The organism is Streptomyces sp. NPDC023157, assembly GCF_055560575.1.
This window is the reverse complement of sequence record NZ_JBVHIL010000003.1, coordinates 49,642-74,437: the sequence shown is the minus strand read 5'-3', so window position 1 is coordinate 74,437 and position 24,796 is coordinate 49,642. Positions and strand designations below refer to the sequence as shown.

The window sequence follows — 24,796 nt, the reverse complement described above, 5'->3', positions numbered from 1 at the left end:
TCAAGGATACGGTGGAGGTTCATGAGCCACGACATCCAAGACCTCGTCACCCCCTCCTGCACCCTCCTGGGACTCGGTGAACCGACCCACCAGGAACCCGCCTTCGGCCGGGTGCGCAACGCCCTCCTCGCCCGCCTCGCGGACCGCGGCTTCCGGTCCGTCGCCCTGGAGACCGACCGCGTGGCCGCGCTCCGCGTCGACGCCTACGTCCAGGGCGGCCCGGGAAGCCTCGACTCCGTCATGGCCGAGGGCTTCTCGCACGGCTTCGGCGAGCAGGCGCCCCACCGCGAGCTCGTCGCCTGGATGAGGGACCACAACGCCGCCCGCCCGGCGGCCGAGCGGCTGGCCTTCCACGGCTTCGACACCCCGACCGAGAACTACAGTGCCCCCAGCCCGCGCGCGGCCCTGGAGCACGTCCTCGACTACCTCGGGCTCGCCCCCGGCCTCGGTGACACCCTCGCCGGGTTCCTCGGCGAGGACGAGCGCTGGAGCCGTCAGGAGGCCGTCCTGGACGCCGCGCAGTCGCCGGGCGCGACCGTCGGGGCGGCGCGGGCGCGGGCCCTCGCCGACGACCTGGTCACCGCGCTCCACTCGCGCGCGCCCGAGCTGATCGCGGCGACCTCGCTCGCCGCCTGGCGGCGCGCCCGGACGCACCTCACCGCCGGGATCGGCCTGCTGCGCTACCACCGGCAGTGCGCCGAGCCCGGCGACCGCAACGCGCGCATCACCCGCCTGCTCGCCACCCGGGACGCGCTCATGGCCGAGAACCTCCTCGCGATCCGGGACGCCGAGGAACTCAGGGGCCCGACCGTCGTCTTCGCCCACAACCTGCATCTGCGGCGTACCCCGAGCACGTGGAGCACGGGCGGGACCGGCGCGACCTGGACCTGCGCGGGCGGGATCGTGGGGGCGCTCCTGGGGGACCGGTACGTGTGCGTCGCCGGGAGCGTGGGCCGCAGCGAGGCCCTCGGGCTCACGGACCCCGAGCCGGACACGTACGAAGCCTTCCTCCAGGGCCGGGTGGACGGCCGGGGGCCGATCGTCCGCGCCGACGAGGTGGGCGGCGGGCGCGAGCGGACCGGGACCGACCCGGCCAAGGGCTACTTCCCGCTCGACCGGGCGACCCTCGACGGCTTCGACGCGGTCCTGCACCTGCCCGACGCCGGGGCCGTCGCCGCGCCCGCGCGGGTCTGACGGGCGCCCGCCCGGCAACCGGCCGCCCCCGCGAGAGGGGCGGCCGGGCCGTGCGGACACGGTCCTGCGTGGAACGGCGGTGCCGAGCCGGGGGCGGGGCCGGCCCACACCGGCACTGTCCCCGACCCGCCTCCACGGTGGAGTAGACCACTGGGCGACGTCAAGCGTCCCGCGCCGCGTTGACGCAATGGTCCGTACCAACTACGGTGCGGTTGGCTCCCGTTCGGCGGTCCCACAACCGCAAGGCCGCACCCGAGCCCCCACACGGTCCCGCGACGCGCTCCCGTTCCCCACACACGCGTCCAGGGAGACCCGATGGACACAGACCGGAGAAGCCGCCGCAGACGGCCGCACCACGGCAGAGGACTCCTGGTCCTGCTCGCCGCGCTCCTCCTCCCGATCGCCGCACTCGCCGGCCCGGCTGCCGCCCCCGCGCACGCCGCCGGCGCCCTCACCGCCGGCTTCACCTCCGAGAACAACGGCAGCTGGTGGCGCGGCATCCTCGTCATCCGCAACGGCACCACCACCCCCGTGAACGGCTGGACCCTGGAGTTCGACCTGCCCGCCGGGGTCAGCATCAGCTCCCACTACAACGGCGAGGCCACCGTCACCGGCCGCCACGTCACCGTCCGCAACGCCCACTACAACGGCACCGTCGCGGCCGGCGGCTCCACCGAGCCGTACAGCTACTGGTTCGTCGCCACCGGCCCGCAGACCGCGCCCACCGGCTGCACCGTCAACGGCGGCAAATGCGACGGCAGCCCCGACGTGCCGCCCACCGCGCCCGGCACCCCGCACGCCACCGCCGTCACCGTACGGACCGTGAGCCTCGACTGGACGGCCGCCTCGCCCGGCGACCACACCGTCACCGGCTACGAGATCCTCTCCCGGGGCGCCGTCGTCGCCACCACGAGCTCCACCTCGGCCACCGTCACCGGCCTGACCCCGGCCACCGCGTACACCTTCACCGTCCGCGCCAAGGACACCCGCGGCAACACCGGACCCGAGAGCCCGCCCCTCACCGTCACCACCGTGGACCCGGCGAGCGACCCGAACCCGCCCACCGCCCCCGGCGCGCTGCGCTCCACCGCCACCACCGCGTCCAGCGTGAGCCTCGCCTGGAACGCGTCCGCCGACGACAAGGGCGTGGTCGGCTACGACGTCTACCGCGACGGCACCCTCGTCCGTACGGTCCCGGGCACCGCCCTCACGGCCACCGTCAGCGGCCTCGGCCCGGCCAACCGGTACACCTTCACCGTCCGCGCCCGCGACGCCGCCGACAACGCCTCGCCGCCGTCGAACGCCCTCGCCGTCACCACCGCGGACCTGGCCCAGGGCCGCCACCTCAAGGTCGGCTACTTCGCCCAGTGGGGCATCTACGGGCGCCAGTACTTCGTGAAGAACCTCGACACCTCCGGCGCCGCCGCCTCCCTCGACGTCGTCAACTACGCCTTCGAGAACATCGACCCCGTCAACCTCACCTGCCTCGCCGGAGTGACCAAGGGCGTCGGCTCCAACCCCCAGGACCCCGACCAGGGCACCGGCGCGGGCGACGCCGACGCCGACTACGCCCGGCCCTTCAGTGCCGCCCAGTCCGTCGACGGGGTCGCCGACGACGGCTGGGGCAAGCTGCGCGGCAACTTCAACCAGCTGAAGAAGCTCAAGGCCAAGCACCCGAACCTGAAGGTGGTCGTCTCCCTCGGAGGCTGGACCTACTCGAAGTACTTCTCCGACGTCGCCGCCACCGAAGCCTCCCGGCAGAAGTTCGTCCGCTCCTGCGTCGACGTGTGGATCAAGGGCAATCTGCCCCTCTACAACGGCGCGGGCGGCGAAGGGGTGGCCGCGGGCGTCTTCGACGGCATCGACCTCGACTGGGAGTGGCCCGGCTCGCCCGACGGGCACCCCGGCAACCACTACGGGCCGCAGGACAAGGCGAACAACGCCGCCCTCGTCGCCGAGTTCCGCAAGCAGCTCGACGAACTCGGCGGCGAACACCGCCTGCTGACCGCCTTCACCCCCGCCGACCCGGTCAAGATCGGGCAGGGCTGGGACCTCACCACGGCCGCCACCGCCCTCGACTACGCGATGGTCCAGGGCTACGACTTCCACGGCGCCGGCAGCGACAACTCCTGGGAACCGAACCGCACCGGACACCAGGCCAACCTGTACACCGACACCCAGGACCCCTACGGCTTCCACTTCAGCGTCGACGAGGCGATCAAGCCCTACCTCGCCGCCGGGTTCAACCCCCGCAAGCTCACCCTCGGGATCCCCTTCTACGGCCGCGGCTGGCAGGGCGTCACCGACGGCGGCGCCGCGGGCGAATGGCAGAGCGCGACCGGAGCCGCCCCCGGACAGTTCGCCGAGGAGGCCGGGGTACGCGGCTACGCCAACCTGCTCGCCTCGGTCCCCGGGCTCACCGTCCGCCACGACGAACAGTCCGGCGCCACGTACGGCTACACCGGCGCCGGCGGCCAGTGGTGGAGCTTCGACGACGCCTGGTCCATCGGACGCAAGACGACCTACCTGAAGTCCAAGGGCCTGCTCGGGGTCTTCATCTGGGAGATGTCGGGCGACACCCCCGACGGCACCCTGATGACCGCCCTGCGCACGGGACTCGGCTGACCGCCCCGCGCACCGGACACGGCCGACCCGGCGGGCGGGTCAGGACTCCGTGACGACGAGCTCCACCTCGAACCCGTCCGCGTTCTCCAGATAGGCCGCACAGGTCTGTTCCCCGCCGGCATGCGGATGCCGGTCGGGGAACAGCAGCCGCCAGCCGCCCCGGACGGCCTCCTCGACGAGCCGGTCGAACTCCGGCCGCGCCGCCACATGGAACGCCAGATGGTTCAGCCCCGGCCGCAGCCGGTCGTGCGCGTCCGCGCTGAGCGCCGGCGACTCCTCCACGACGAGGTACGTGGCCCCCAGCCGCCAGCTGCGGCCCCCCTCCCAGCTCTGGAACGGCACGTAACCGAGCGAGCCGAGCAGCGGCCCGAAGGAGGCGACGGCCCGGCCGATGTCGGGCACCCAGAGCTCGACGTGGTGCAGGGTTCCGGTGGCGACGGGGCCGGTCACGCGTTCCTCCAGAAGGCGGGGTCAGCCCGCACCGTACCCCGCCCTCACCAGGCCAGATCCTCCAGGGCGTCCGGGTCGAGCAGCGGGGCCACGATCTCGCCGCCCGGCTGGTCGGGAGCGATCGGCAGCTCGGCCCAGATGGTCTTGCCGCGGCGCGCGTAACGGGTGCCCCAGCGCTGCGCGAACTGGGCCACCAGGAACAGGCCGCGGCCGCCCTCGTCCGTGTCCGTCGCGTGCCGCAGATGCGGCGAGGTGCTGCTGCCGTCCGACACCTCGCAGATCAGCGCCCGGTCGTACACCAGCCGCACGCGGACCGGCGGCTTGCCGTACCGGATCGCGTTGGTGATCAGCTCGCTGAGCACCAGCTCCGCCGTGAACCCGACCTCCTCCAGACCCCACGAGGCGAGCCGCGCCGCGGCCTGGTTGCGGACCGGGGAGACCGCCGACGGATCGCCCGGCACCTCCCACTCGGCGATCCGGTCCGCGGGGATCCGCCGGGTGCTCGCCACGAGCAGCGCGATGTCGTCCGCCGGCACCGGGAACAGCATCGCCGCCAGCACGTCCGCACAGGTCTGCTCGGCGGAGCGGTCCGGGCGCGACAAGGTCTTCCGCAGCAGCGCGAGACCGGTGTCGAAGTCCCGCGACCGGTCCTCCACGAGACCGTCCGTGAACATCACCAGCTTGCTGCCCGGTTCCAGCCGCAGCCGGGCCGACTCGAACGGACGCTCCCCGAGCCCGAGGCCCAGCGGCAGCCCGGCCGGCAGCGCCGGGAACTCCACACTGCCGTCGGGCCGCACGAGCGCGGGCCCCGGATGCCCGGCGCTGGACATCGTGCAGGCCCCGGTGGTCGGGTCGTAGATCACATACAGACAGGTCGCGCCCGTGCTGCCCTCCGCCGTGCCGTCCCCGTCCGGCTCACGGCCGTCCTCCGGCCCTGACTCGTTCTCCTCGCCGAGCCGGTCGATCAGCTCGTCCAGATGCCCCAGCAACTCCTCCGGCGGCAGATCGAGCGTCGAGAAGTTGGCCACCGCCGTCCGCAGCCGCCCCATCGTCGCCGCCGCGTGCACCCCGTGCCCCACCACGTCGCCCACCACCAGCGCCACCCGCGCCCCCGGCAGCGGGATCACGTCGAACCAGTCGCCGCCCACCCCGGCCGTCGCCGGCAGATAGCGGTGCGCGACCGTCACCGCGCTCTGGTCGGGCAGCACCCGCGGCAGCAGACTCCGCTGCAACGCCACCGCCATCGTGTGCTCCCGCGTGAACCGGCGCGCGTTGTCGATCGCGAGCGCCGCCCGCGCCGCCAGCTCCTCCGCGAACGACAGGTCCTCCTCGCCGAACGGCTCCGCGGTGTCCGCGGCGCGCCAGAAGTTCGCCATCCCCAGCACCACCCCGCGCGCCAGCAGCGGCACCGTGAGCAGCGAGTGCAGCCCGTACGCCAAGGCCTGCGCCGCGCCCTCCGGGTCCTGCTCCCGCCAGCCCTGCGCCGACGCCAGATCCGCCTGGAGCACCGCACGCCCCTCGTCCAGGGCCGACGCCATCGGCGTGCTCGGCACCACGAACCGGATCAGGTCGCCCACCGGCTGCAACGGCGACTCGGCGTGGATCCCGGTGAGCGCGGTGCGGCGCATCTCGGTGAACGCCCCCGAGGGCTCCTCGCCCCGCACCACCGGGTCCAGCAGCTCCACCGTCACGTAGTCGGCGAACCGCGGCACCGCCACCTCCGACAGCTCCTCCGCCGTCCGCACCACGTCCAGCGTCGTGCCGATCCGCGTCCCCGCCTCGTACAGCAGCCGCAGCCGGCCCCGCGCGACCTCGGCGCGGCCGGTCAGCGCCGCCAGCTCGGTCGTGTCGCGCATGGTCATGACGGAGCCGCCGTCGGCCGCGCCGTTCCCGGTCGGGCGGACGTTCACCGCGAGCAGCCGGTCCCCGGCGGGGTGCACCTCGTCCGTCGCCGCCTCCCCGGACAGCAGCAGCGCCGCCGTACGGGGCTCCAGACCGAGCTCCGTCACATGGCGCCGCTCCGCGTCCTCGGGCAGCTTGAGCAGCCGGCGGGCCTCGTCGTTGGCGAGCAGCAGCCGCCCGTCGGCCGCGACGATGACGACACCCTCCTTCACCGAGTGCAGGACCGCCTCGTGATGCTCCTTGAGCCGGGTCATCTCGGCCGGGCCCAGGCCGTGCGTCTGGCGCCGCAGCCGGGCACTCACCAGACCGGCGCCTCCCACCGCGATCGCCAGACCGCCCGCCGCCGCGCCCAGCAGCACCGGCAGCCTGCCCTGCACGGCGTTCCCGACGGTCTCCACCTCGACGCCGCTGGTCACCATGCCGACCACGGTCCCGTCGGCGGCCCGGACCGGCACCACCGCCCGCACCGCGTCGTGCGGCGCCCCGTGGAAGATCTCCGTGAACGACTCCCCGGCCCTGGCCCGCGCGATGTCCCCCTGCGCCCGCTGCCCGATGAGGCTGGGATCGGAGTCGGTGTACCGGGCCCCGTCCGGCGCCAGCACCGCGACGAAGTCGACGCCGGAGCCGCGCCGCGCGGCCTCGGCACGGGACTGGAGGACCGCGGTGGGATCGGGGGAGTGGAGCGCTTCGGCGAGCCCCGGCGCGTGCGCGAAGGCCTCGGCGACGGCCAGCGAGCGGTTGCGGGCCTCGCGCTCGCTGTCGTACCGCCCCTGCAGGACGAGCGCCAGCGCGGCCGCCGCGATGATCAGCAGCGCGATGAGGGCCTGCAGGGCGAAGACCTGGCCCGCTACGCTCCGCAGCCCCGTGGGCCGTCCCTTGGGGCCGCCGGCGGACCGGTCAGCGCCTCCCGTCACGGTGCGCTCCTTCCCGCCCTTTCCATGGGGCGCCTCCTTCCATGCTGCCCCCGCTGTGACCGGCAGGGGAAACGGACGGGCCGAGAGGCCCTGTGCGCGGGCCGGGCGGGCCGTTACGGTGGGTGGAAGATCGTTTCGCCCCTTGGCGTACCGGCCACCCGGCGGGACCGATCGCCCACCGCCCGTCACCGGCAGGAAGCAGCGACACCATGTCCCACGGCACCGCCGACCCCCGTGAGCCGGACGTGCTCGTGCACACCGAGGGCCGCGCAGGCTTCCTCACCCTCAACCGGCCCCGGGCGATCAACGCCCTCACCCACGCCATGGTCCGCGCCGTCGACGAGGCCCTGACCGCCTGGGAGCACGACCCCGCCGTCGAGACCGTCGTCATCCGGGGCGCGGGGGAGCGCGGACTGTGCGCCGGCGGGGACATCCGGGCCATCCACGACGACGCCCGCGCCGGCGGCACCGCCACGCCCGCCTTCTGGCGCGACGAGTACCGGCTCAACGCCCGCATCGCCCGCTACCCCAAGCCGTACGTGGCGTTCATGGACGGCATCGTGATGGGCGGCGGCGTCGGCGTCTCCGCGCACGGATCGGTACGGATCGTCACCGAACGCTCCCGCGTCGCCATGCCCGAGACCGGCATCGGCTTCGTCCCCGACGTCGGCGGCACCCACCTCCTCGGCCGCGCGCCCGGCGAACTCGGCACCCACCTCGCCCTCACCGGCACGCAGGCCGGCGCCGCCGACGCGATCCTGGCCGGTCTCGCCGACCACTTCGTACCCGCCGCCGAACTCCCGGCCCTCGCCGCCGCGCTCACCCGGCTCCCCGCCGCCGAGGCCGTCGCCCGCTTCGCCCGCCCCGTACCGCCCGGCGAGCTCGCCGCCCGGCGCCCCTGGATCGACGCCTGCTACGCCGCCGACACCGTCGAGGGCATCGTGGAGCGCCTCTCCGACTCCGGCGTGCCCGAGGCCAAGGAGACGGCCACCGTACTGCTCGGCCGCTCGCCCACGGCCCTCAAGGCCGCCCTGGAGGCGGTCCGCCGGGCCCGCCGGCTGGACTCCCTGGAGGCCGCCCTGAACATGGAGTACCGCCTCTCCTGCGCGGCGCTCGCCTCGCCCGACCTGGTCGAGGGCATCCGCGCCCAGGTCGTCGACAAGGACCGCGACCCGCACTGGACGCCGGCCACCCTCGCCGAGGTCACGGAGCAGGACACCGCCCGCTGGTTCGCCCCGCGGGCGGGCGGCGAACTGGGCCTGACGGAGCACTGACCCGGACCCGGGCGACCTCGGGGCAAAAAAGAAAGGCAAGGAGGTGAACGCTCTCCTTGCCACTCTCAACTTATAGCGCACAGGGGGGCTTGCGGCAAGGCCCCCTGCGTACCGCAGAATCGCCCATCGAGGCCAGGACCTGCGGAAATGGGAGATCCACTCAGTGCAAGCGTCGTCATCCGTCCATGACCACCCCCTGAACACCAGCGCGTTCGCCCTTCCCGAGAACCTGTCGGCCAAGGCCGACCCGGGGCTCATCGCCGCCGACGAGCGGCACTTCGCCGCCGTCGCACGAAGCCTTGAGGCGTCGATCGCCGAACTGTCCGACAGCCTCGACGAGCTCCGCAGGGCGCCCGGCGGCCTGGGCCGGGAGGCGATGGACCGGGACGCCGAGATCCACCGGCTCACCGCCCGGCTGCGCGCCCTGCGCCGCTTCGGACTCGACCTGTGCCTCGGCAGGATCGTCACCGCCGACGACGCCGAACCCGTGTACGTGGGACGGCTCGGCCTCACCGACGCCGAGGGCCGCAGGCTCCTCATCGACTGGCGCTCGCCCGCCGCCGAGCCGTTCTTCGCCGCCACCCACGCCCACCCCATGGGCCTGGCCAGCCGCCGCAGGTACCGCTGGACCGCCGGCCGGATCGCCGACTACTGGGACGAGGTGTTCACGGCGGACGGCTTCGAGGGACACGCCGCCCTCGACGACCAGTCCGCGTTCATCGCCAGCCTCGGCGGCAACCGCTCGTCCCGCATGCGCGACGTGCTCGGCACCATCCAGGCCGACCAGGACGCCATCATCCGCGCCGGGTCGCGCGGCGCCCTCGTCGTCGACGGCGGCCCCGGCACCGGCAAGACCGTCGTCGCCCTGCACCGGTCCGCCTACCTCCTCTACTCCGACCCGCGCCTGAGCCAGCGCAGGGGCGGCGTCCTCTTCGTCGGCCCGCACCAGCCCTACCTCACCTACGTCTCCGACGTCCTGCCCAGCCTCGGCGAGGAGGGCGTCCGCACCTGCACCCTGCGCGACCTGGTCGCCGAGGGAGCCACCGCGCCGCCCGAGAACGACCCCGAGGTGGCCCGCCTGAAGGCGTCCGCGGAGCTCGTGAAGGCGATCGAGAAGGCCGTCCGGTTCTACGAGGAGCCGCCCACCGAGGGCCTGCGGGTCTCGACCGACTGGTCCGACCTCTGGCTCGGCGCCGGCGACTGGGCGGAGGCCTTCGAGGCCGCGGGGCGGGGCACGCCGCACAACGAGGCGCGCGAGCAGATCTGGGACGAGCTCGTCTCCATCCTCCTGGACAAGCTGGACGAGGACGTCCCCGAGGAGCTGTTCCGCAAGGCGCTCCGGGCCGACCAGGAGCTCGTCGGCACCCTCGACCGGGCCTGGCCGATGCTGGAGGCGGCCGACATCGTCGGGGACCTGTGGTCGGTCCCCGCCTATCTGCGCCTGTGCGCGCCCTGGCTCACCCCCGACGAGGTCCGCACCCTGCGGCGCGCCGACGCCCAGGCCTGGACCGCCTCCGACCTGCCGTTCCTGGACGCGGCCCGGCAGCGGCTCGGCGACCCGGGGTCCTCGCTGCGCAAGCGCCGCCACGACGCCGCCCTGGCCGCCGAACGCGAGCGGATGGCCGGGGTCATCGACAACATCCTCGCCGCCGACGACGACGGCGAGGGCGCGGTGACCATGCTGAACGGGCGGGACCTGCGGGACAGCCTGATCGACGAGAGCGCCCTGCCCGGCGCCGAAGTGGACCGGCTCGCCGGACCGTTCGCGCACATCGTGGTCGACGAGGCCCAGGAACTGACCGACGCCGAATGGCAGATGCTGCTGCTCCGCTGCCCCTCCGGCAGCTTCACCCTGGTCGGCGACCGCGCCCAGGCGCGGCACGGCTTCACCGAGAGCTGGCAGGAACGGCTGGAGCGGATCGGCCTCGACCGGATCACCATGGCCTCCCTGAGCATCAACTACCGGACGCCGGAAGAGGTCATGACGGAGGCCGAGCCGGTGATCCGAGCCGCGCTGCCCGACGCCAACGTGCCGACCTCCGTGCGCAGCAGCGGCATCCCCGTCGTCCACGGCTCCGTCGCGGAACGCGACGCGATCCTCGACGCCTGGCTCGCCGCCCACGCCGACGGGATCGCCTGCGTCATCGGGGACCCCGCCTTCGAGGCGACGTCCCGGGTTCGTTCGCTCACCCCGACACTGGCGAAGGGGCTCGAGTTCGACCTGGTCGTCCTCGTCGACCCGGACGCGTTCGGCGAGGGGGTGGAGGGCGCCGTCGACCGCTATGTGGCGATGACCCGGGCCACCCGGCAGCTGGTCGTCCTCACGAGCTGACCCGTACGGCGGCCGATCCGTACGGCGGCCGATCCGTCCGTCGGACCGGTCGGCCGTACGTACGGCCGACCGTTAGGCCGCCCCGTACGGCCGACGCCGTCACGGTTCCGTTGCCGCCGGGTTCTCGTCCAGGGTGAACAGGCCGCCCTGCGGGTCCCGTACGGTGGTCTGCCGGGCGGACAGGGACCGCCAGCCGTCGTCGGCCTCGGGGACGAGCGAGCCGCCGTGTTCGAGGACCGCGGCGACCGCCCGTTCCAGGTCCGGCACCCAGAAGTGGACCAGCCAGCGCGGGCGGCGCTGCGGCTGCTCGGCGGTGGCGTCCGCCGGGCCGCTGTTCAGACGGGCGACGGCGTCACCCTGGCGGCGCAGGACGACCTGGTCGTCCTCGTAGGACACCTCGAAGCGTTCCGTGCCGTCGTCGAGCCAGTCCAGCACCCCGCCGTAGAAGACGGCGGCGTCGAAGGCGTTGCGGGTGTGCAGCTCCAGCCAGGCGGGGGCGTGCTGCTCGCCCACCCGCCAGCGGGAGGAGATCCGGCCCTCCCAGACGCCGAAGGCCGCGCCCTCCGCGTCGGTGGCGAGCGCCGCCCGGCCGCGCGGCGGGAAGGCCACCGGGCCGACCCCGACGGTGCCGCCGCGCTCGCGGATGCGGGCCACCGCCGCGTCGGCGTCGGCCACCGCGAAGAACGCCGCCCAGGCCACCGACACCGCCATCCGGTCCGCCACCTCGCCGATCCCGGCGACCGGTGTGCCGTCCCGCTCGCCGACGGAGAAGCCCTCGCCGAGGGGGCCGTGCCGGAAGGTCCAGCCGAGGACCGCCCCGTAGAACCGCTCGGCGGCTTCGAGGTCGCGTACCGCCAGGCTCAGCCAGCACGGCGCTCCCGGCTCGTCCGCGGTCAGCGGCACCCGGCTCACCTCACTCTCGGTCCGTCCCCCCAAGCCACCCTCGCCCGGACCTTCCGGCTTCGCCACTCGGTCGGGCGGGCGTGCGGGGACCGGGAGGCCGCCGGGCCGCGGCAGACGGGTGACGCCGCTACGCGACCGTCACCGTACCGACGAGTATCCGGTGGTCGGAGCAGGCCGTGACCCCGGTGCAGGTCGTCGAGATCGCGAGCGAGTCCGCGCTGTACGGCCCGGCCAGCGCGCTCTCCCGCACGAAGATGTGGTCGATCTTCGCGTTCCCGCCGCACGGCGGCGTCGTCCCCGGCGTGCCGTCGGCCGTCCACTCCCCGTACCCGAGGCAGTGGTCCGCGTCGTTGTCGTCGAGCTCCCGGTACTGGCCGGTGTTGTTCGCGTTGTTCGGGGTGTCCACGCTCGCCGAGTAGTACGAGTTCAGCCGGCCGTAGCTCGGCTGGGCGTTGAAGTCGCCCGCGATCAGGGTCGTCTCCCCGGCCGCGTCGTAGTCCTCCAGCTTCTGGCGCACGAACTCCAGCTGGGCCACGTTCGTCGACTGGCTCGTCGTGATGTGCGTGGTGCAGAACCGCGTCGCCGTGCCGTCGGTCAGCGGCGCGCACAGCAGGTTGCGCTTCTCCGCCGTCCCGTCGTCCGGCAGGGCGAAGCGGGCCGCGCCGCCCAGCGGGCGCTTGCTGAACAGCGCGTTCCCGAACGCCTCGCCCTTGCACACCGAGGCGTTGCCCGCCGGGCGGCTCGGCTCGAAGCGGGCGAAGTTCTGCGGGTCCTGCGGCCAGCCCTTGGCCCGCAGCTCCTCCACCAGGGCGCTGTACTGCCCCTGACACAGCTCGTTGAAGGCCGCGAAATCGGCCGAACGGCTCACCACCGACGCGGCGGCCTGCGTGACCATGCCGTCGGTCGTGGAACCGTTGTGGATCGTGTTCCCCGCCACGTTCCACTGCCAGACCGTGTACGTGCGCGGGGCCGGCGTCTCCGCCTGGGCCGCCGTCGCCGGCAGCAGCACGGCCGCCAGCGCCCCCGCCAGAGCCAGCCGCGCACCTCGTCGCCGTACCGCCGAACCGCGTCTCATGGAACCGCGCGTCACGGAACTCCCCCTCCTGTGACCGGCCACGTCGCGGCCGGGCGCCGCTCCGAGCGGCATCGGGAACGATCATAGGCAGGGGTGGTGACAGCACCCGAGGGCCGCCCGGCGCATGATGTGAACATGCTGTTGACGTTCGCACCCGTCCTGGACCGGATCGCCGAGGAGATCACGGGCCTCACCGACCGCGGCCGGCCCGCCGACTACATCCCCGCGCTCGCCTCCGCCGACCCGCGCCGCTTCGGGATGGCCGTCGCCGAACTCGACGGGACCGTGTACGGCGTCGGGGAGTGGCAGCAGCCCTTCTCCACCCAGTCCGTCACCAAGGTCTTCACCCTCGCCCTCGCGCTGGCCCGCAAGGGCGACCCGCTCTGGGACCACGTCGGCCGCGAACCCTCCGGCAACCCGTTCAACTCGCTCGTCCAGCTGGAGTACGAGAACGGCATCCCGCGCAACCCGTTCATCAACGCCGGCGCCCTGGTCGTCACCGACCAGCTCCACCGGATGACCGGCGACGCCTCCGGCGTCCTCCTCGACTTCCTGCGCGCCGAGAGCGGCAACCACGACCTCGACTTCGACCGCGACGTCGCCGCCTCCGAGACCGCGCACGGCGACCGCAACGCCGCCCTCGCCCACTTCATGGCGAGCTACGACAACATCGCCAACCCCGTGCCGACCCTGCTGCGCGAGTACTTCCGCCAGTGCTCCGTCGAGGCCTCCTGCGCCGACCTCGCCCTCGCCACCGGCTTCCTCGCCCGCCACGGCATCCGCGCCGACGGCTCCCGGCTGCTCACCCGCAGCCAGGCCAAGCAGGTCAACGCGGTCATGCTCACCTGCGGGACCTACGACGCCGCCGGTGACTTCGCGTACCGGGTCGGACTGCCCGGCAAGAGCGGCGTCGGCGGCGCGATCATCGCCGTCGTCCCGGGCCGCTGCACCCTCTGCGTGTGGAGCCCCGGCCTCGACGAACGCGGCAACTCCGTCGCCGGAGTCGCCGCGCTCGACCGCTTCACCACCATCACCGGCCTGTCCGTCTTCTGACCGGCGAAGACCCCACCGGACACGACGGCACGCCGCCGGACACGCCCGTCAGGCCGCGTCGAACACCACGACGTACGCCCCGCGCAGCTCCTCGCCGTCCGGCAGGTGCCAGTCGGCGGTCACCTCGCCCCGCGACCCGGACACCTCGGGGCCGAGGACCCGCACGACCCGCAGCAGCGGCGCGCCCGCGCCGAGCCGTACATCGGTGCCGTACGTCCCGTCCTCGACGCCCGGCGCGGCGCTCGTGTCCCAGGTGCCCGACCCGTCGAAGGAGGCCGTGACGGTCGGGTCCTGGACGTCGGTGAGGCTCTGCGCCTGCGGGACCGCCCGGCCTTCGAGCAGGGCCGTCAACTCGCCCAGCAGGACCGGGTCGTGCGTCCCGTCGTACACCCACCGGGTCCCCAGCACGCCGTGCTCGGACGTCCCGATCAGCGCGCCCTCCGCGCCCTCCAGCGGCGCCCCCCGGTAGGTCAGCGGCACCAGATAGGCGTGGGTCTGCGCGCCCGAGGTGTCCGCGACCACCATGAACTCGATGCCCACCTCGCCCTCCGGGTCGTCGAGCCGGAAGCCGCCCGCCTTCTCCAGGACGGGCACGGCGCCCTCGCGGCCCAGGTACCAGGGCCGGGTCGGGAGCCAGCTCTCCAGGAGCTCCAGCTTGGTCGGCTGCATCGTGGTCTTGTGAATGACGGCCATTCCTCGTGCACTTCCTCCGAGACGGTACGGTTCCGGGCGTGCGCCCCCGCCCCGAACCGTACCTCCCACCCCGGACTCAGCCCTCCGCCCCCGGCGCGAGCAGCTCCCCGGAGCGGGCCACCCGCGCGTACCAGCGGGCGCTGGACTTCGGCGTCCTGCGCAGCGTCCCGTAGTCGACGTGCACCGCACCGAACCGCTTCGCGTAGCCGTACGCCCACTCGAAGTTGTCGAGCAGCGACCACAGGAAGTACCCGGCCACCTCGGCCCCGTCCGCCACCGCTCGGTGCACCGCCTCCAGATGGGCGTGGACGTACGCCGCGCGCTCCGGGTCGTGCACCGAACCGTCCGGGCCGACCACGTCCTCGTACGCGGCACCGTTCTCGCTGACCACCAGCGGCAGGCCCGGGTAGCGCGCCGAGATCCGGGTGAGCAGGTCGTAGAGCCCGTCCGGGTCCACGGGCCAGCCCATCGCCGTGCGCTCGCCGTCCGCCTGGTGGAACGCGACGTCGTCGGCGCCCGGCCAGGGGGAGTGGGCGCTGTTGCCGTGCCCGTCGTCCTGCGGCTTCGCCTCGCCCTCGGCGACCCGCGACACCACCGTCGGCGTGTAGTAGTTGACGCCCAGCCAGTCCAGCGGCTGCCCGGCCGTCGCCGTGTCCCCGTCCCGTACGAACGCCCAGTCGGTCAGGTGTGCCGTGTCGGCGAACAGCTCCTCGGGATACGCGCCTTCCAGCATGGGGCCCAGCCACACCCCGTTGCCTACGGTGCCGATCCGGCGGGCCGCCTCCCGGTCCGCGGCCGACGGGGTCAGCGGGCGCACCTCGTGCAGGTTGAGCGAGACCGCCAGCTTCGCCCCGGCCGGCAGCGCCGCCCGCAGCGCCCGCACCGCGAGCCCGTGCCCCAGGTTGAGATGGTGGGCGGCCCGCAGGGCGGCCACCGGATCGGTGCGGCCCGGGGCGTGCACGCCGGAACCGTAGCCCAGGAAGGCCGAGCACCAGGGCTCGTTGAGCGTGGTCCAGCGGGTCACCCGGTCGCCCAGGGCGTCGGCCATCAGGCCCGCGTACGCGGCGAACCGCTCCGCCGTCGCCCGCTCCGGCCAGCCCCCGGCGTCCTCCAGCTCCTGCGGCAGGTCCCAGTGGTAGAGCGTGAGCGCCGGCTCGATCCCCGCCGCGAGCAGCTCGTCGACGAGCCGCCGGTAGAAGTCGAGGCCCTTCTGGACGGCCGGCCCCCGCCCGGTCGGCTGGACCCGCGACCAGGAGACGGAGAACCGGTAGGCGTTCAGGCCGAGTTCGCCCATCAGCCGGACGTCCTCGCGGAAGCGGTGGTAGTGGTCGACGGCCACATCGCCGGTGTGGCCCTGGAAGACCTTCCCCGGGGTGTGCGAGAAGGTGTCCCAGATGGACGGTGTGCGCCCGTCCTCCGCCGCGGCGCCCTCGATCTGGTACGCGGCGGTGGCGGCGCCCCACAGGAAGTCGGACGGGAAACGGCGGACGGCGGTGAGCGGCCGGGTTTCGGACGCGGTCATAGGAGAGCGCTCCCAACGCAGAGGAGGACAGGAGGAACGGAGAACCCGAGAAGCCGGGGTACAGGGGGGTGGGGGGTCAGCTCTTGACCGCGCCCGCGGTGATCCCGCCGACGATGTGCTTGCCGAGCACGGCGAACACCAGCAGCAGCGGCACCGTGGAGATCAGGGCGCCGGTCAGCACCACGGCCTGGTCGACCGTGTGGTTGCCCGAGCCCAGTCCGGCGAGCGCCACCTGGAGGGTGGGGCTGCCGTCCGGGGTGAGCGCGATGAACGGCCAGAAGAAGTCGTTCCACGCCTGCACGAACACCAGCATGCCGAGGACCGCCATCGCGGGCCGGGCCACCGGGAAGACCACGTGCCAGACGATCCGCAGCGAGTGCGCGCCGTCCATCCGGGCCGCCTCGACCAGCTCGACGGGCAGCGCCTCGACGAGGTACTGGCGCATGAAGAACACGCCGAACGCGGCCACCAGCGAGGGCAGGACCACCGACTGGAGCTGGTCGACCCAGCCCAGGTCGGTGATGATCCGGTACAGCGGGATCACACTGAGCTGCGGCGGGATCGTCATCGTCGCCACGACCAGGGTCAGCAGCGCGCCCCGCCCCTTGAAGCGCAGCTTGGCGAAGGCGAAGCCGGCGAGCGTGGCGAACAGCACCGTCGACAGGGCGACCAGCGAGGCGACCACCGTCGTGTTGACGAGGGCCTCGCCCATGTCGACCTGGTTCCAGGCGAAGGACAGGTTGTCGAAGAGGCGCGGCCCGGGCAGCAGCGGCGCGGGCGCCTCCACCACGCGCTCGCCGCTGTGCGAGGCGGCGACGAGGTTCCAGTAGAGGGGGAAGAGCGAGAACAGCGCGGCGACGCCGAGCAGGACGTAGGTCAGCGGACCCGCGTGGTGCTGCCGGCCGGCCGACTGCCGGAGGAGAGTACGGGCCATGGGTCAGCTCCCCGGGTTCTTGCGGTGCGAACGGGCGACGAGCGACTGGACGCCGCCGACGAGCAGTAGGAGCAGCAGCATCACCCAGGCGATGGCGGAGGCCTGCCCGAGGGCGCCGGTGACCCAGCCCTTCTCGTACATGAGCAGGCTGAGCGTCTGGAACTGGTTGCCGCTGCCGCCCGAGATGCCGACGCTGCCGCCGTAGAGCATCGGCTCGCCGAAGAGCTGGGTGGCGCCGATGGTGGAGACGATGACGGTGAAGAGGATGGTGGGGCGGATCGACGGGATCGTCACGCTGAGGAACTGGCGCCAGCGCGAGGCCCCGTCGAGGGCCGCCGCCTCGTACAGGTCCTGCGGGACGGCCTGCATGGCGGCCAGGTAGATCAGCGCGTTGTAGCCGGTCCAGCGCCAGATCACGATCGTCGAGATGGCGATCTGCGCGGGCCACTTCGACGCCTCCCAGTCGACCGGGTCGAAGCCCGCCCAGCCGAGTGCCGAGTTGATCAGCCCGTAGTCGGTGTTGAAGAGCTGGGCGAAGACCAGGGTGGCCGCCGCGATCGAGGTGGCGTACGGGGCGAGGACGGCGACCCGGAAGAAACCGCGTCCGCGCAGGCGGTAGTTGAGCAGGTGGGCGAGTCCGAGGGCCATGAGCAGCTGGGGGACGGTCGAGATCAGCCCGATGGTGAAGGTGTTGGCCAGCGCGTTCCAGAAGAACTCGCTGGTGGCCAGGTCGGTGTAGTTCTCCAGGCCCTTCCACCGGGGGTCGCCGCCGAGTTCGACCCGGTTGAGCGAGAGCCAGCCCGTGTAGAGCAGCGGGAAGAGGCCGAAGGCGGCGAAGGTCAGGAAGAAGGGGGCGAGGAAGAGGTACGGGGTCGCCTTCAGGTCCCAGCGGTAGAGCCGGGCACGGCGGGCGGAGCGGGAGCGGGCGGCGCCCGGGTCCGGGGCGGGGGAGGGCGGTGCGTCGGGCGACGGTGAGCCGCCGTTCCTCGCCCGTACGGAGGTGGCCACGAGGGCGTCCTTCCAGGTCGGAGCGGACGGGTGGGGCGGACGGGGACGGCCCGCGGAGGCAGGCCGTCGCGCGCCTCCCGCTACTGGTCGATCTTGTCCTCGGCCAGCTTCCTGACGTTCTCCCAGGCCTTCGCCGGGTCCGTGCCGCGCTGCTCGATGTCGAGGATGCCGTTGTCGGTGAGGAAGGTCTTCATCTGCCCGTCCCAGCGGCTGATCGGAGCCGGGCGGATCTTCGCCGCGGCGGCGGCGAAGATCTCACCGACCGGGGTGTCGCCGAAGTAGGGCAGCTTGGCGCCCACCACCGCGGCCGAGGACAGGGTGTCCTTGGTCGACGGGATGTTGCCGTTCACCGCGAAGACCTTGGCGTGCTGGGCCGGGGCGGTGAGCCAGGCGGCCAGCTCCGCGGCCTCCTTGGCGTGCTTGCCCGACTTGGGGACGGCGAGGAAGGAGCCGCCCCAGTTGCCGGCCACGGGCGGTGCGGCGATGTCCCACTTGCCCTGGTTGCCGGCGCCCGCCTGGTCCTTGATGATGCCGGTCATCCAGCTGGGGCAGGCGACCGTGGCGAACTTCGAGTTCTTGAAGGCGGCGTTCCAGGTGCCCTTCTCGTCGAACTGGCGCAGCTTGGCGGTGAGTCCGCCGCTCGCCGCCGCGACGGCGGTGTCCCAGGCCTTCTTCACCCCGGGGCTGTCCTCCCAGGCGAGCTGTCCGCTCGCGTTCGCGTACTGCTCCGGCTCACTGGAGATGACGGCGTTGAACAGGCCGCTCGCGGAGTCGTGGAAGGAGGTCCCGGCGGGGGCGTGCTTCTGGTACGTCCGGCCGGTCTCCAGGAACTTCGACCAGTCGCCGGCCCAGAGCCTGCCGACCTCGGTGCGCTCGGTGGGCAGCTTGGCCTTGGCGAAGAGCTCCTTGTTGTAGCAGATGGCCATGGGGCCGATGTCGGTGCCGAGGCCGATGACCTTGCCGTCGGCGGTGGTGGCCTGCTTGACCTTCCAGTCGAGGAAGGCGCCCAGGTCCGCGCCGCCGGTCTTGGACAGGTCCACCCACTTGTCCGCCATGGAGGAGCCGGTGGCCTCGGCTATGTAGCCGACCTCGACGGCCTGGATGTCGGCGAGGCCGCTGTTGCGGGACAGGCGCAGCTTCAGGGTGTCCCAGTACTTCTGGCCGTCGGCCACGTTCGACTCGACGATCTTGATGCCGGGGTGCGCCTTCTCGTACTCGGCGTACAGCTTGGCGCCCGTCTTGTCGTCGTAGCCGAACGAACCGAAGGTGCCGATCCGCAGCGTGATGGTCCCGTCGTCGGCGGCGTCCGCACCGTCGCCGCCGCAACCGGTGAGCAGGGCCGTGCCGGCCGTCAGGGCGGTGACGGCCGCGAGCACGGTACGGCGTGTGCGGCCGGGCGTCCGTCTGCTGCTGGAAGTGCGCATTCCACTCTCCTCGTCCAAAGGTGGTGCTCGTTGTGCGCCAGGGGGTCCGGACGGCTTTCGCGGCTCGGCTCGAGCGGTCGGGACCGGAACACGACGCCGGTGCGGGCCGGACAGGCAGGCTCCGCGCTCCTGGGGTGGGAGCGCTCCCACGTCGTCGTTGCCGGAAGGTTCCTGCCTGCCGGGTACCGGTGTCAAGACATGAACGCGGATTCGTCGCGAGGCGGGGCGCGACGGGGCCCGTGCCGGGAATCCGCTAATGTGGGAGCGCTCCCACCGTTCGGGTGCTGAACGGCGCCGGATTCTGACGGGAACGCCGATCGTGGCCTATCTTGACCAGATCGGCGCATGGGGCCGAGGCCCGCACGAGGGGAGTACGAAGGTCGTGAACGTACGGCAGAGTGGCAGGCCCACGCTGGAGGAGGTCGCCGCCAGGGCCGGGGTCGGCCGGGGCACCGTCTCCCGGGTGATCAACGGCTCGCCGCGGGTCAGCGAACAGGCCCGCCAGGCCGTCCACCGGGCCATCGAGGAACTCGGCTACGTGCCCAACCAGGCCGCCCGCGCCCTCGCCGGCAGCCGCACCGACGCCATCGCCCTCGTCATCCCCGAGACCGAGGCCCGGCTCTTCGCCGAGCCCTACTTCCTCGACATCATCCGCGGGGTCAGCGCCGAACTCGGCGAGGCCGACAAACAGTTGCTGCTCACCCTGGTCCGCACCGAGCGGGAGCGGCAGCGCTTCGAGCAGTACCTCGCCGCCCAGCGCGTGGACGGCGTCCTGCTCACCTCCGTGCACGCCGACGACCCGCTGCCCGACCTCGTCCGCGAACTCGGCCTCCCGGTCGTCCTGGGCGGCCGGCGCACCGCCGACGAGTCCGCCGCCTACGTCGACTCCGACAACACGGGCGCCGGCCGGGCCGCCGTCGCCCACCTCGCCGCGCGCGGACGCCGCCGGATCGCCACCATCACCGGCCCCCTCGACATGTACGCGGCCCGCGCCCGACTCGACGGCTACCGCGAGGGCATCGCCGCCGCCGGCCTCGAACCCGACGAACTCCTCGTCGCCACCGGCGACTTCACCGAGGAAGGCGGCCGCAGGGCGATGCGCGAACTCCTCGCCCGCAGCCCCGGCCTGGACGCCGTCTTCGCCGCCTCCGACGTCATGGCGGCCGGCGCGCGCGGCGTCCTGCGCGAGGCGGGCCGCCGGGTCCCCGAGGACGTCGCCCTGGTCGGCGTGGACGACTCGGCCGTCGCCCGCCTCATGGACCCGCCGCTGACCAGCGTGCGCCAGCCCATCGAGGAGATGGGCCGGACCATGGCCCGCATGGTCCTCGACCGGATCGCCGACCCGGCGCAGGCGGCGGCGCCGCAACGGCGCGTGCTGCCGACGAAGCTGGTGCTGCGCGACTCGTCCTGAGCGGACTCCGGTGGCCGTCGCCCGGGCACGGGTCCGCCCTCGCGCGGGCCCGGGGAGCGGCGCGTCACCGTGACGCCTCGGTGAGGTTGCGGTTCGGCCAAGAGCACGGTCCGGCGCGGGCCGCGGGGAGAGGCTCCGCACATGGGGACCAGACCAGATGCGACAGCGCGGACCGGGCGGGGCGCCGCGCTCGGCTGCCTGGGGCGCGGATGCCTGTCCGTCCTCTTCACCCTCCTCGTCCTCGTCGTCGGCTGCTGGATCTGGCTCGCCACCCAGCCGGGCCGCGACGAAGCCGCGGCCAGGGAGAACCTGAACGCGTCGGTGGAGCGGCATCGACGGGCGCTGGCCGCGACCGCGGCCGACGGGACCCTGGGCGACGCCGAGATCACCTCGGCGTTCCCCCCGGCGAAACCGGCCCGGGGCCTGGTCCGGATCACGCGTCAGGGCGGCACGACCAGCGTCCTCGCCGGCCTGCTCGGGATAGGCCCGGCGAGAACCTTCATCTTCGTGAACGAGACCTACGCCGTCGGCTGCTTCGCCTTCGACGTCACCGACCCCACCGGCCGGGCCGCCCGGGTGACGAGCCGGGAGCTCCCCGCCGAGAGCTGCGCCCGGGGATGAGAGAACGGAGGGCGGGCCGGGGCCAAGGAGGCCCCGGCCCGCCCGGCGGACCCGGTCAGCCGCGCGTCACAGCGCCGGGTACGCGTTCTTCAGGAGCTCCTGGAACTGGGCCGAGAACCACTGGCCGGCCAGCGGCGCGTCCGGCAGCGCCCCGGACATGCTGTTGCCGTTGCGGACGTTGCCCGTGTACGTCGGGTCGCACATCCGGTCGAAGCCCTTGCCCTCGTTGTTGGGGATCTCCTTGCTCGCCCCGTCGGACTCGCCCGGGGGCTTCATCCAGACGTACGCGTCGATGCCGGCCGCCGGAGCCGCCTGGGGGCGTTCGCCGAGGCCCGCGCCGGACTGGTTGCACCAGTTGCCGAGGTGGATGCGCCGGTCGTAGCGACCGCCGTTCACATACGTGTCGACGTTCGTGGTGGCGCCCGCCGCGGTGGGCCGGGCGGTGCCGCCCCAGCCGTTGCGGGAGGTGTCGATCAGCATGCCGAGCTTCGGGTCGAAGCCGAGCGAGACCAGCTTGTCCCGCATGGCCTGGGCGTACGACTGCTCGTCGGTGTAGCGGTTCCAGTCGACCCACTTCGACTGGCGCACCGAGACCCCGTTCACGGAGTCGTCGATCGTGAAGTGGTCCTCCTTCAGGGCGCTGTAGTTGGCGGTGTTCACGATGAAGCCGTGCACGTTGGCGACGGTCGAACCCTCGGCCGTCGCGGCGGTCTTGAACAGCTCGGCGGAGCCGTTGAAGTTGTCGTCCCAGCCGAGCCACCCGTGGTGCCCCGCGTCCACGTAGTTGTAGACGTTGGGGATCGAGCCCAGCTTGTTCAGGGCGTAGCCGACGCCCTTGATGTAGTTGCCGTTGGCCTTCATCACGTCGCAGTTCGGGGTCGCGGTCGGGCGGCCGGAGACGTTGGTGACGAGATTGGGCAGCGAGTCGATCTCGACCGCCGTCACGATCCGCAGACCCGCGTACTTGGCGTCGCCGAGGATCGCCGCGATCGGATCGATGAACTGGGTCTTGTACTTGTCGATCTCCGTCGGCCCGAGCTCGCCGTTGGAGGCGAGGGCCGAGCAGTCGCGGCCGGGCAGGTTGTAGATCACCAGCTGGACGACGAGCTCGCCGGAGCCCTTCTGCTTCAGCGCCTCGTCGAGGTGGGCGCGCAGGCCCATCGAGCTCGCGGAGCCGTTGACGGCGGCGATCCGGTCCAGCCAGACACCCGTGGGCTGGTTCGACACCTTGGTGCCGCCCGGTTCGGCCGCCGCCTTGGCGGACCACTCGGGGTTCACGTACACCTTGGCGCCGGCGTAGGGGTTGTCGGCCTTCGTCCCGGCGGGCGGGGTCGTCGGGGGTGTGGTCGGAGGGGTGGTGGGGGGTGTGGTCGGCGGGGTCGTCGGGGGTGTGGTGGGCGGCGTCGCGCCGTTGCAGACGACACCGTTCAGCGTGAAGACCGCCGGCAGGGTGTTGGTCCCGCTGTAGGAGCCGTTGAAGCCGAAGGAGGTCGACCCTCCCGTGGCCAGGGTGCCGTTGTAGGAGACGTTCTTCGCGGTGACGGCGGCGCCGGACTGGGTCAGCGCGGCGTTCCAGCCCTGGGTGACCTTCTGGTCGCCGCCGAAGGACCACTCCAGGGTCCAGGCGGAGACCGGGTCCCCGGTGTTGGTGACGGTCACGTTGGCGCCGAAGCCGGTGTTCCACTGGCTGGAGATCTGGTAGTCGACCCGGCAGCCCGGGGTGGCGGCCCCGGCGGTGGCGGTGCCGATCACGGTGGCGGTGGCACCGGTCGCCGTGATCAGGCCGAGGGCCGCGAGCAGGGCGGTACGGCTGGTTGAGCGGCTCATGGAGGGAAGGCCTTTCAGTTTCCGTTCAGGGTGCGCAGGTGGTCGCGCAGCCCGATGCCGAATGCGGTGGGGGTGCCGTCGTACGAGGTGATCAGGGCCGGCCCGGAGCCGCAGTCCCAGGTGTTCCAGGTCCAGCCGAGATACGACAGGGCGCGGTCGTCGAACCACTTCATGACGCGGTCGACGAACGCGTGCCCGCAGGTGTTCTCACCGATCTCGCCCGCCACCAGGGGGACCCGGGCGGCGACCGGGGCGAGGGTGTCGTTCCAGCACGTCTCGGTGGAGCAGGTGTTGAAGTTGTAGACGTGCCAGGCGGCGGCCAGGCGGCCCGCCGGGTCCTGAGGGGCGTACGCGAGCCACTGGCTCAGGTCGTTGGAGTACGCGAGGCCGGGCACCAGGAGCAGGTTGCGCGCTCCGGTCGCGCGGACCGCGTCCACCAGGTCCTGCATGCCGGCGACCTCGTAGCCGATGCCGGGGCAGCTGCCGCCGTCGCGCCAGCACGCCCAGGCCTGGGCGGCCGTGGCGGTCGCCCGGTCGGGGTAGGGCTCGTTGAACAGGTCGAAGACCACCCGCCGGTCGTTCTTGAAGGTGTCGGCCACCGAGGTCCAGAACGCCGGGGTGTACCGGGCGTCGGGCATCGGCTTCTGGCAGGTCGCGTGGACGTCGGCGCAGCCCGAGGAGTCGCCGGTGTACTGGCCGTGCGTCCAGTGCAGTTCGACGACCGGCGTCATGCCGTGGGCGAGCACCAGGTTCACGAGGTCCTTGACGGCGCCGATGTAGGCGCTGCCCCGGTACTCGGGCTTGACGTTGTCCAGTCCGAGCCAGCACTCCTCGTTGAGCGGGATGCGGACGGTGTTCGCCTTCCAGTCGGCGATGGCCCGGACGGCGGCGTCGTCGACGGGCCCGTCGAAGACGCCGTAGCCCTGCACGCACATGAACTCGCCGCCGGAGCGGTTCACGCCGAGCAGGCGGCGGGTGGCGCCGTTCTGGTCGACGAGCCGGTTGCCGCTGACGCTGAGCTCGGGCGCGCCGGGGGCGGGGGTGGGGGTGGGATCGGGAGTGGTGGGTGTGGGGGTCGGGGTGGGCGTTGTCGAGGTGGGTGTGGGTGTTGGAGTGGCTGTCTGTGTCGGTGTGGGTGTGGGTGTCGGGTTCGGTCCCGGCCCCTGGTCGCAGGCCGTGCCGTTGAGCGTGAAGGTGCCGGGCGTGGGGTTGCCGCCTGACCAGGAGGCGAGGAAGCCGGTGGTCGCGCTCGCGCCGGTCGCGAGCGAACCGTTCCAGCTCTCGTTCACGGCCGTGACGCTCGGGCCCGACTGGGACCACTGGGCGCCCCAGCCCTGACGCACCACCTGGCCGGCCGGGAAGTCGAAGGCGAGTTTCCAGGAGGTCAGCGCGGGACCGGCGTTGGTGACGGTCACCGCGCCCTGGAAGCCGCCGGCCCAGGAGCCGGCGACGGAGTAGCTGACGGTGCAGAGCGGTGCGGCCGCGGCTCCTTGGGCCGTACCGGCCACGGTGAGAGCAGTGCTCGCCATGGTGAGCACTGCTCCGGCGAGCAGTGCGGACAGACGCGGGGGGTGTCGCATGAGCGAGTCCTTCAGCGAGGGCGCGGCCTGGGCGGCGCGCCGACGGAATGGAAT

Annotated in this window: 18 protein-coding genes; 7 read left to right on the top strand and 11 right to left on the bottom strand. The window is 73.0% G+C overall.

What is annotated here, in order from left to right; all coding sequences use genetic code 11:
- Window positions 1-21: 21 nt before the first annotated feature.
- Both ACZ3ZE_RS11610 and ACZ3ZE_RS11605 read left to right on the top strand, forming a co-directional pair.
- A complete protein-coding gene (locus ACZ3ZE_RS11610; RefSeq protein ID WP_467258667.1) occupies window positions 22-1,194 on the top strand; it encodes an erythromycin esterase family protein in 1,173 nt (390 codons plus the stop codon).
- Window positions 1,195-1,509: 315 nt separating this feature from the next.
- A complete protein-coding gene (locus ACZ3ZE_RS11605; protein WP_442304976.1) occupies window positions 1,510-3,819 on the top strand; it encodes a glycosyl hydrolase family 18 protein in 2,310 nt (769 codons plus the stop codon).
- A 39-nt stretch (window positions 3,820-3,858) separates the two neighbouring features.
- Here the strand turns inward: ACZ3ZE_RS11605 and ACZ3ZE_RS11600 are convergent, their stop codons facing one another.
- Both ACZ3ZE_RS11600 and ACZ3ZE_RS11595 read right to left on the bottom strand, forming a co-directional pair.
- The gene (locus ACZ3ZE_RS11600) at window positions 3,859-4,269 is read right to left on the bottom strand and encodes a VOC family protein (RefSeq protein ID WP_361167488.1); all 411 of its coding nucleotides are present in this window, start codon (window positions 4,267-4,269) and stop codon (window positions 3,859-3,861) included.
- A 44-nt stretch (window positions 4,270-4,313) separates the two neighbouring features.
- Window positions 4,314-7,085, bottom strand: coding sequence for a SpoIIE family protein phosphatase (locus ACZ3ZE_RS11595; RefSeq protein ID WP_361167491.1), 2,772 nt, complete (start codon window positions 7,083-7,085; stop codon window positions 4,314-4,316).
- Window positions 7,086-7,294: 209 nt separating this feature from the next.
- Here ACZ3ZE_RS11595 and ACZ3ZE_RS11590 point away from each other — a divergent pair, with 209 nt between their 5' ends.
- Both ACZ3ZE_RS11590 and helR read left to right on the top strand, forming a co-directional pair.
- Entirely contained in the window at window positions 7,295-8,359 is a 1,065-nt protein-coding gene (locus ACZ3ZE_RS11590; protein WP_361167494.1) for an enoyl-CoA hydratase/isomerase family protein, read from the top strand.
- A gap of 163 nt (window positions 8,360-8,522) precedes the next feature.
- Entirely contained in the window at window positions 8,523-10,691 is a 2,169-nt protein-coding gene (gene helR / locus ACZ3ZE_RS11585; RefSeq protein ID WP_467258665.1) for an RNA polymerase recycling motor ATPase HelR, read from the top strand.
- A gap of 99 nt (window positions 10,692-10,790) precedes the next feature.
- Here helR and ACZ3ZE_RS11580 read toward each other — a convergent pair whose 3' ends face one another.
- Both ACZ3ZE_RS11580 and ACZ3ZE_RS11575 read right to left on the bottom strand, forming a co-directional pair.
- Window positions 10,791-11,594: a VOC family protein gene (locus ACZ3ZE_RS11580; RefSeq protein ID WP_361167501.1), complete on the bottom strand. Its 804-nt coding sequence runs from the start codon at window positions 11,592-11,594 to the stop codon at window positions 10,791-10,793.
- 127 nt (window positions 11,595-11,721) lie between these two features.
- Window positions 11,722-12,669, bottom strand: coding sequence for an endonuclease/exonuclease/phosphatase family protein (locus ACZ3ZE_RS11575; RefSeq protein ID WP_467258663.1), 948 nt, complete (start codon window positions 12,667-12,669; stop codon window positions 11,722-11,724).
- Window positions 12,670-12,804: 135 nt separating this feature from the next.
- Here ACZ3ZE_RS11575 and ACZ3ZE_RS11570 point away from each other — a divergent pair, with 135 nt between their 5' ends.
- Complete coding sequence (locus ACZ3ZE_RS11570; RefSeq protein WP_361167507.1) at window positions 12,805-13,722, top strand: glutaminase; 918 nt, start codon at window positions 12,805-12,807, stop codon at window positions 13,720-13,722.
- Between the two features lie 48 nt (window positions 13,723-13,770).
- Here the strand turns inward: ACZ3ZE_RS11570 and ACZ3ZE_RS11565 are convergent, their stop codons facing one another.
- The 5 genes from ACZ3ZE_RS11565 to ACZ3ZE_RS11545 all read right to left on the bottom strand — a co-directional run bounded on the left by ACZ3ZE_RS11565 (window position 13,771) and on the right by ACZ3ZE_RS11545 (window position 19,303).
- On the bottom strand, window positions 13,771-14,415 hold the full coding sequence (locus tag ACZ3ZE_RS11565; RefSeq protein WP_467258661.1) for a maltokinase N-terminal cap-like domain-containing protein: 645 nt from the start codon (window positions 14,413-14,415) through the stop codon (window positions 13,771-13,773).
- Between the two features lie 76 nt (window positions 14,416-14,491).
- Complete coding sequence (locus ACZ3ZE_RS11560; protein ID WP_467258658.1) at window positions 14,492-15,937, bottom strand: GH1 family beta-glucosidase; 1,446 nt, start codon at window positions 15,935-15,937, stop codon at window positions 14,492-14,494.
- Between the two features lie 76 nt (window positions 15,938-16,013).
- The gene (locus tag ACZ3ZE_RS11555) at window positions 16,014-16,871 is read right to left on the bottom strand and encodes a carbohydrate ABC transporter permease (RefSeq protein WP_361167516.1); all 858 of its coding nucleotides are present in this window, start codon (window positions 16,869-16,871) and stop codon (window positions 16,014-16,016) included.
- Window positions 16,872-16,874: 3 nt separating this feature from the next.
- Window positions 16,875-17,879 (bottom strand): carbohydrate ABC transporter permease, encoded by a 1,005-nt coding sequence (locus tag ACZ3ZE_RS11550; RefSeq protein ID WP_361167519.1) that lies wholly within the window; start codon window positions 17,877-17,879, stop codon window positions 16,875-16,877.
- Between the two features lie 80 nt (window positions 17,880-17,959).
- On the bottom strand, window positions 17,960-19,303 hold the full coding sequence (locus ACZ3ZE_RS11545; protein ID WP_361167522.1) for an ABC transporter substrate-binding protein: 1,344 nt from the start codon (window positions 19,301-19,303) through the stop codon (window positions 17,960-17,962).
- A gap of 382 nt (window positions 19,304-19,685) precedes the next feature.
- On the opposite strand from ACZ3ZE_RS11545, the gene ACZ3ZE_RS11540 reads away from it, so the two are divergent.
- Window positions 19,686-20,714, top strand: coding sequence for a LacI family DNA-binding transcriptional regulator (locus tag ACZ3ZE_RS11540; RefSeq protein ID WP_361167525.1), 1,029 nt, complete (start codon window positions 19,686-19,688; stop codon window positions 20,712-20,714).
- Window positions 20,715-20,855: 141 nt separating this feature from the next.
- On the top strand, window positions 20,856-21,335 hold the full coding sequence (locus tag ACZ3ZE_RS11535; RefSeq protein ID WP_467258655.1) for a hypothetical protein: 480 nt from the start codon (window positions 20,856-20,858) through the stop codon (window positions 21,333-21,335).
- Window positions 21,336-21,401: 66 nt separating this feature from the next.
- Here ACZ3ZE_RS11535 and ACZ3ZE_RS11530 read toward each other — a convergent pair whose 3' ends face one another.
- Both ACZ3ZE_RS11530 and ACZ3ZE_RS11525 read right to left on the bottom strand, forming a co-directional pair.
- Entirely contained in the window at window positions 21,402-23,162 is a 1,761-nt protein-coding gene (locus tag ACZ3ZE_RS11530) for a glycoside hydrolase family 6 protein (protein ID WP_442304972.1), read from the bottom strand.
- Window positions 23,163-23,176: 14 nt separating this feature from the next.
- Window positions 23,177-24,742, bottom strand: coding sequence for a cellulase family glycosylhydrolase (locus ACZ3ZE_RS11525; protein WP_467258652.1), 1,566 nt, complete (start codon window positions 24,740-24,742; stop codon window positions 23,177-23,179).
- Between the last annotated feature and the right edge of the window lie 54 nt (window positions 24,743-24,796).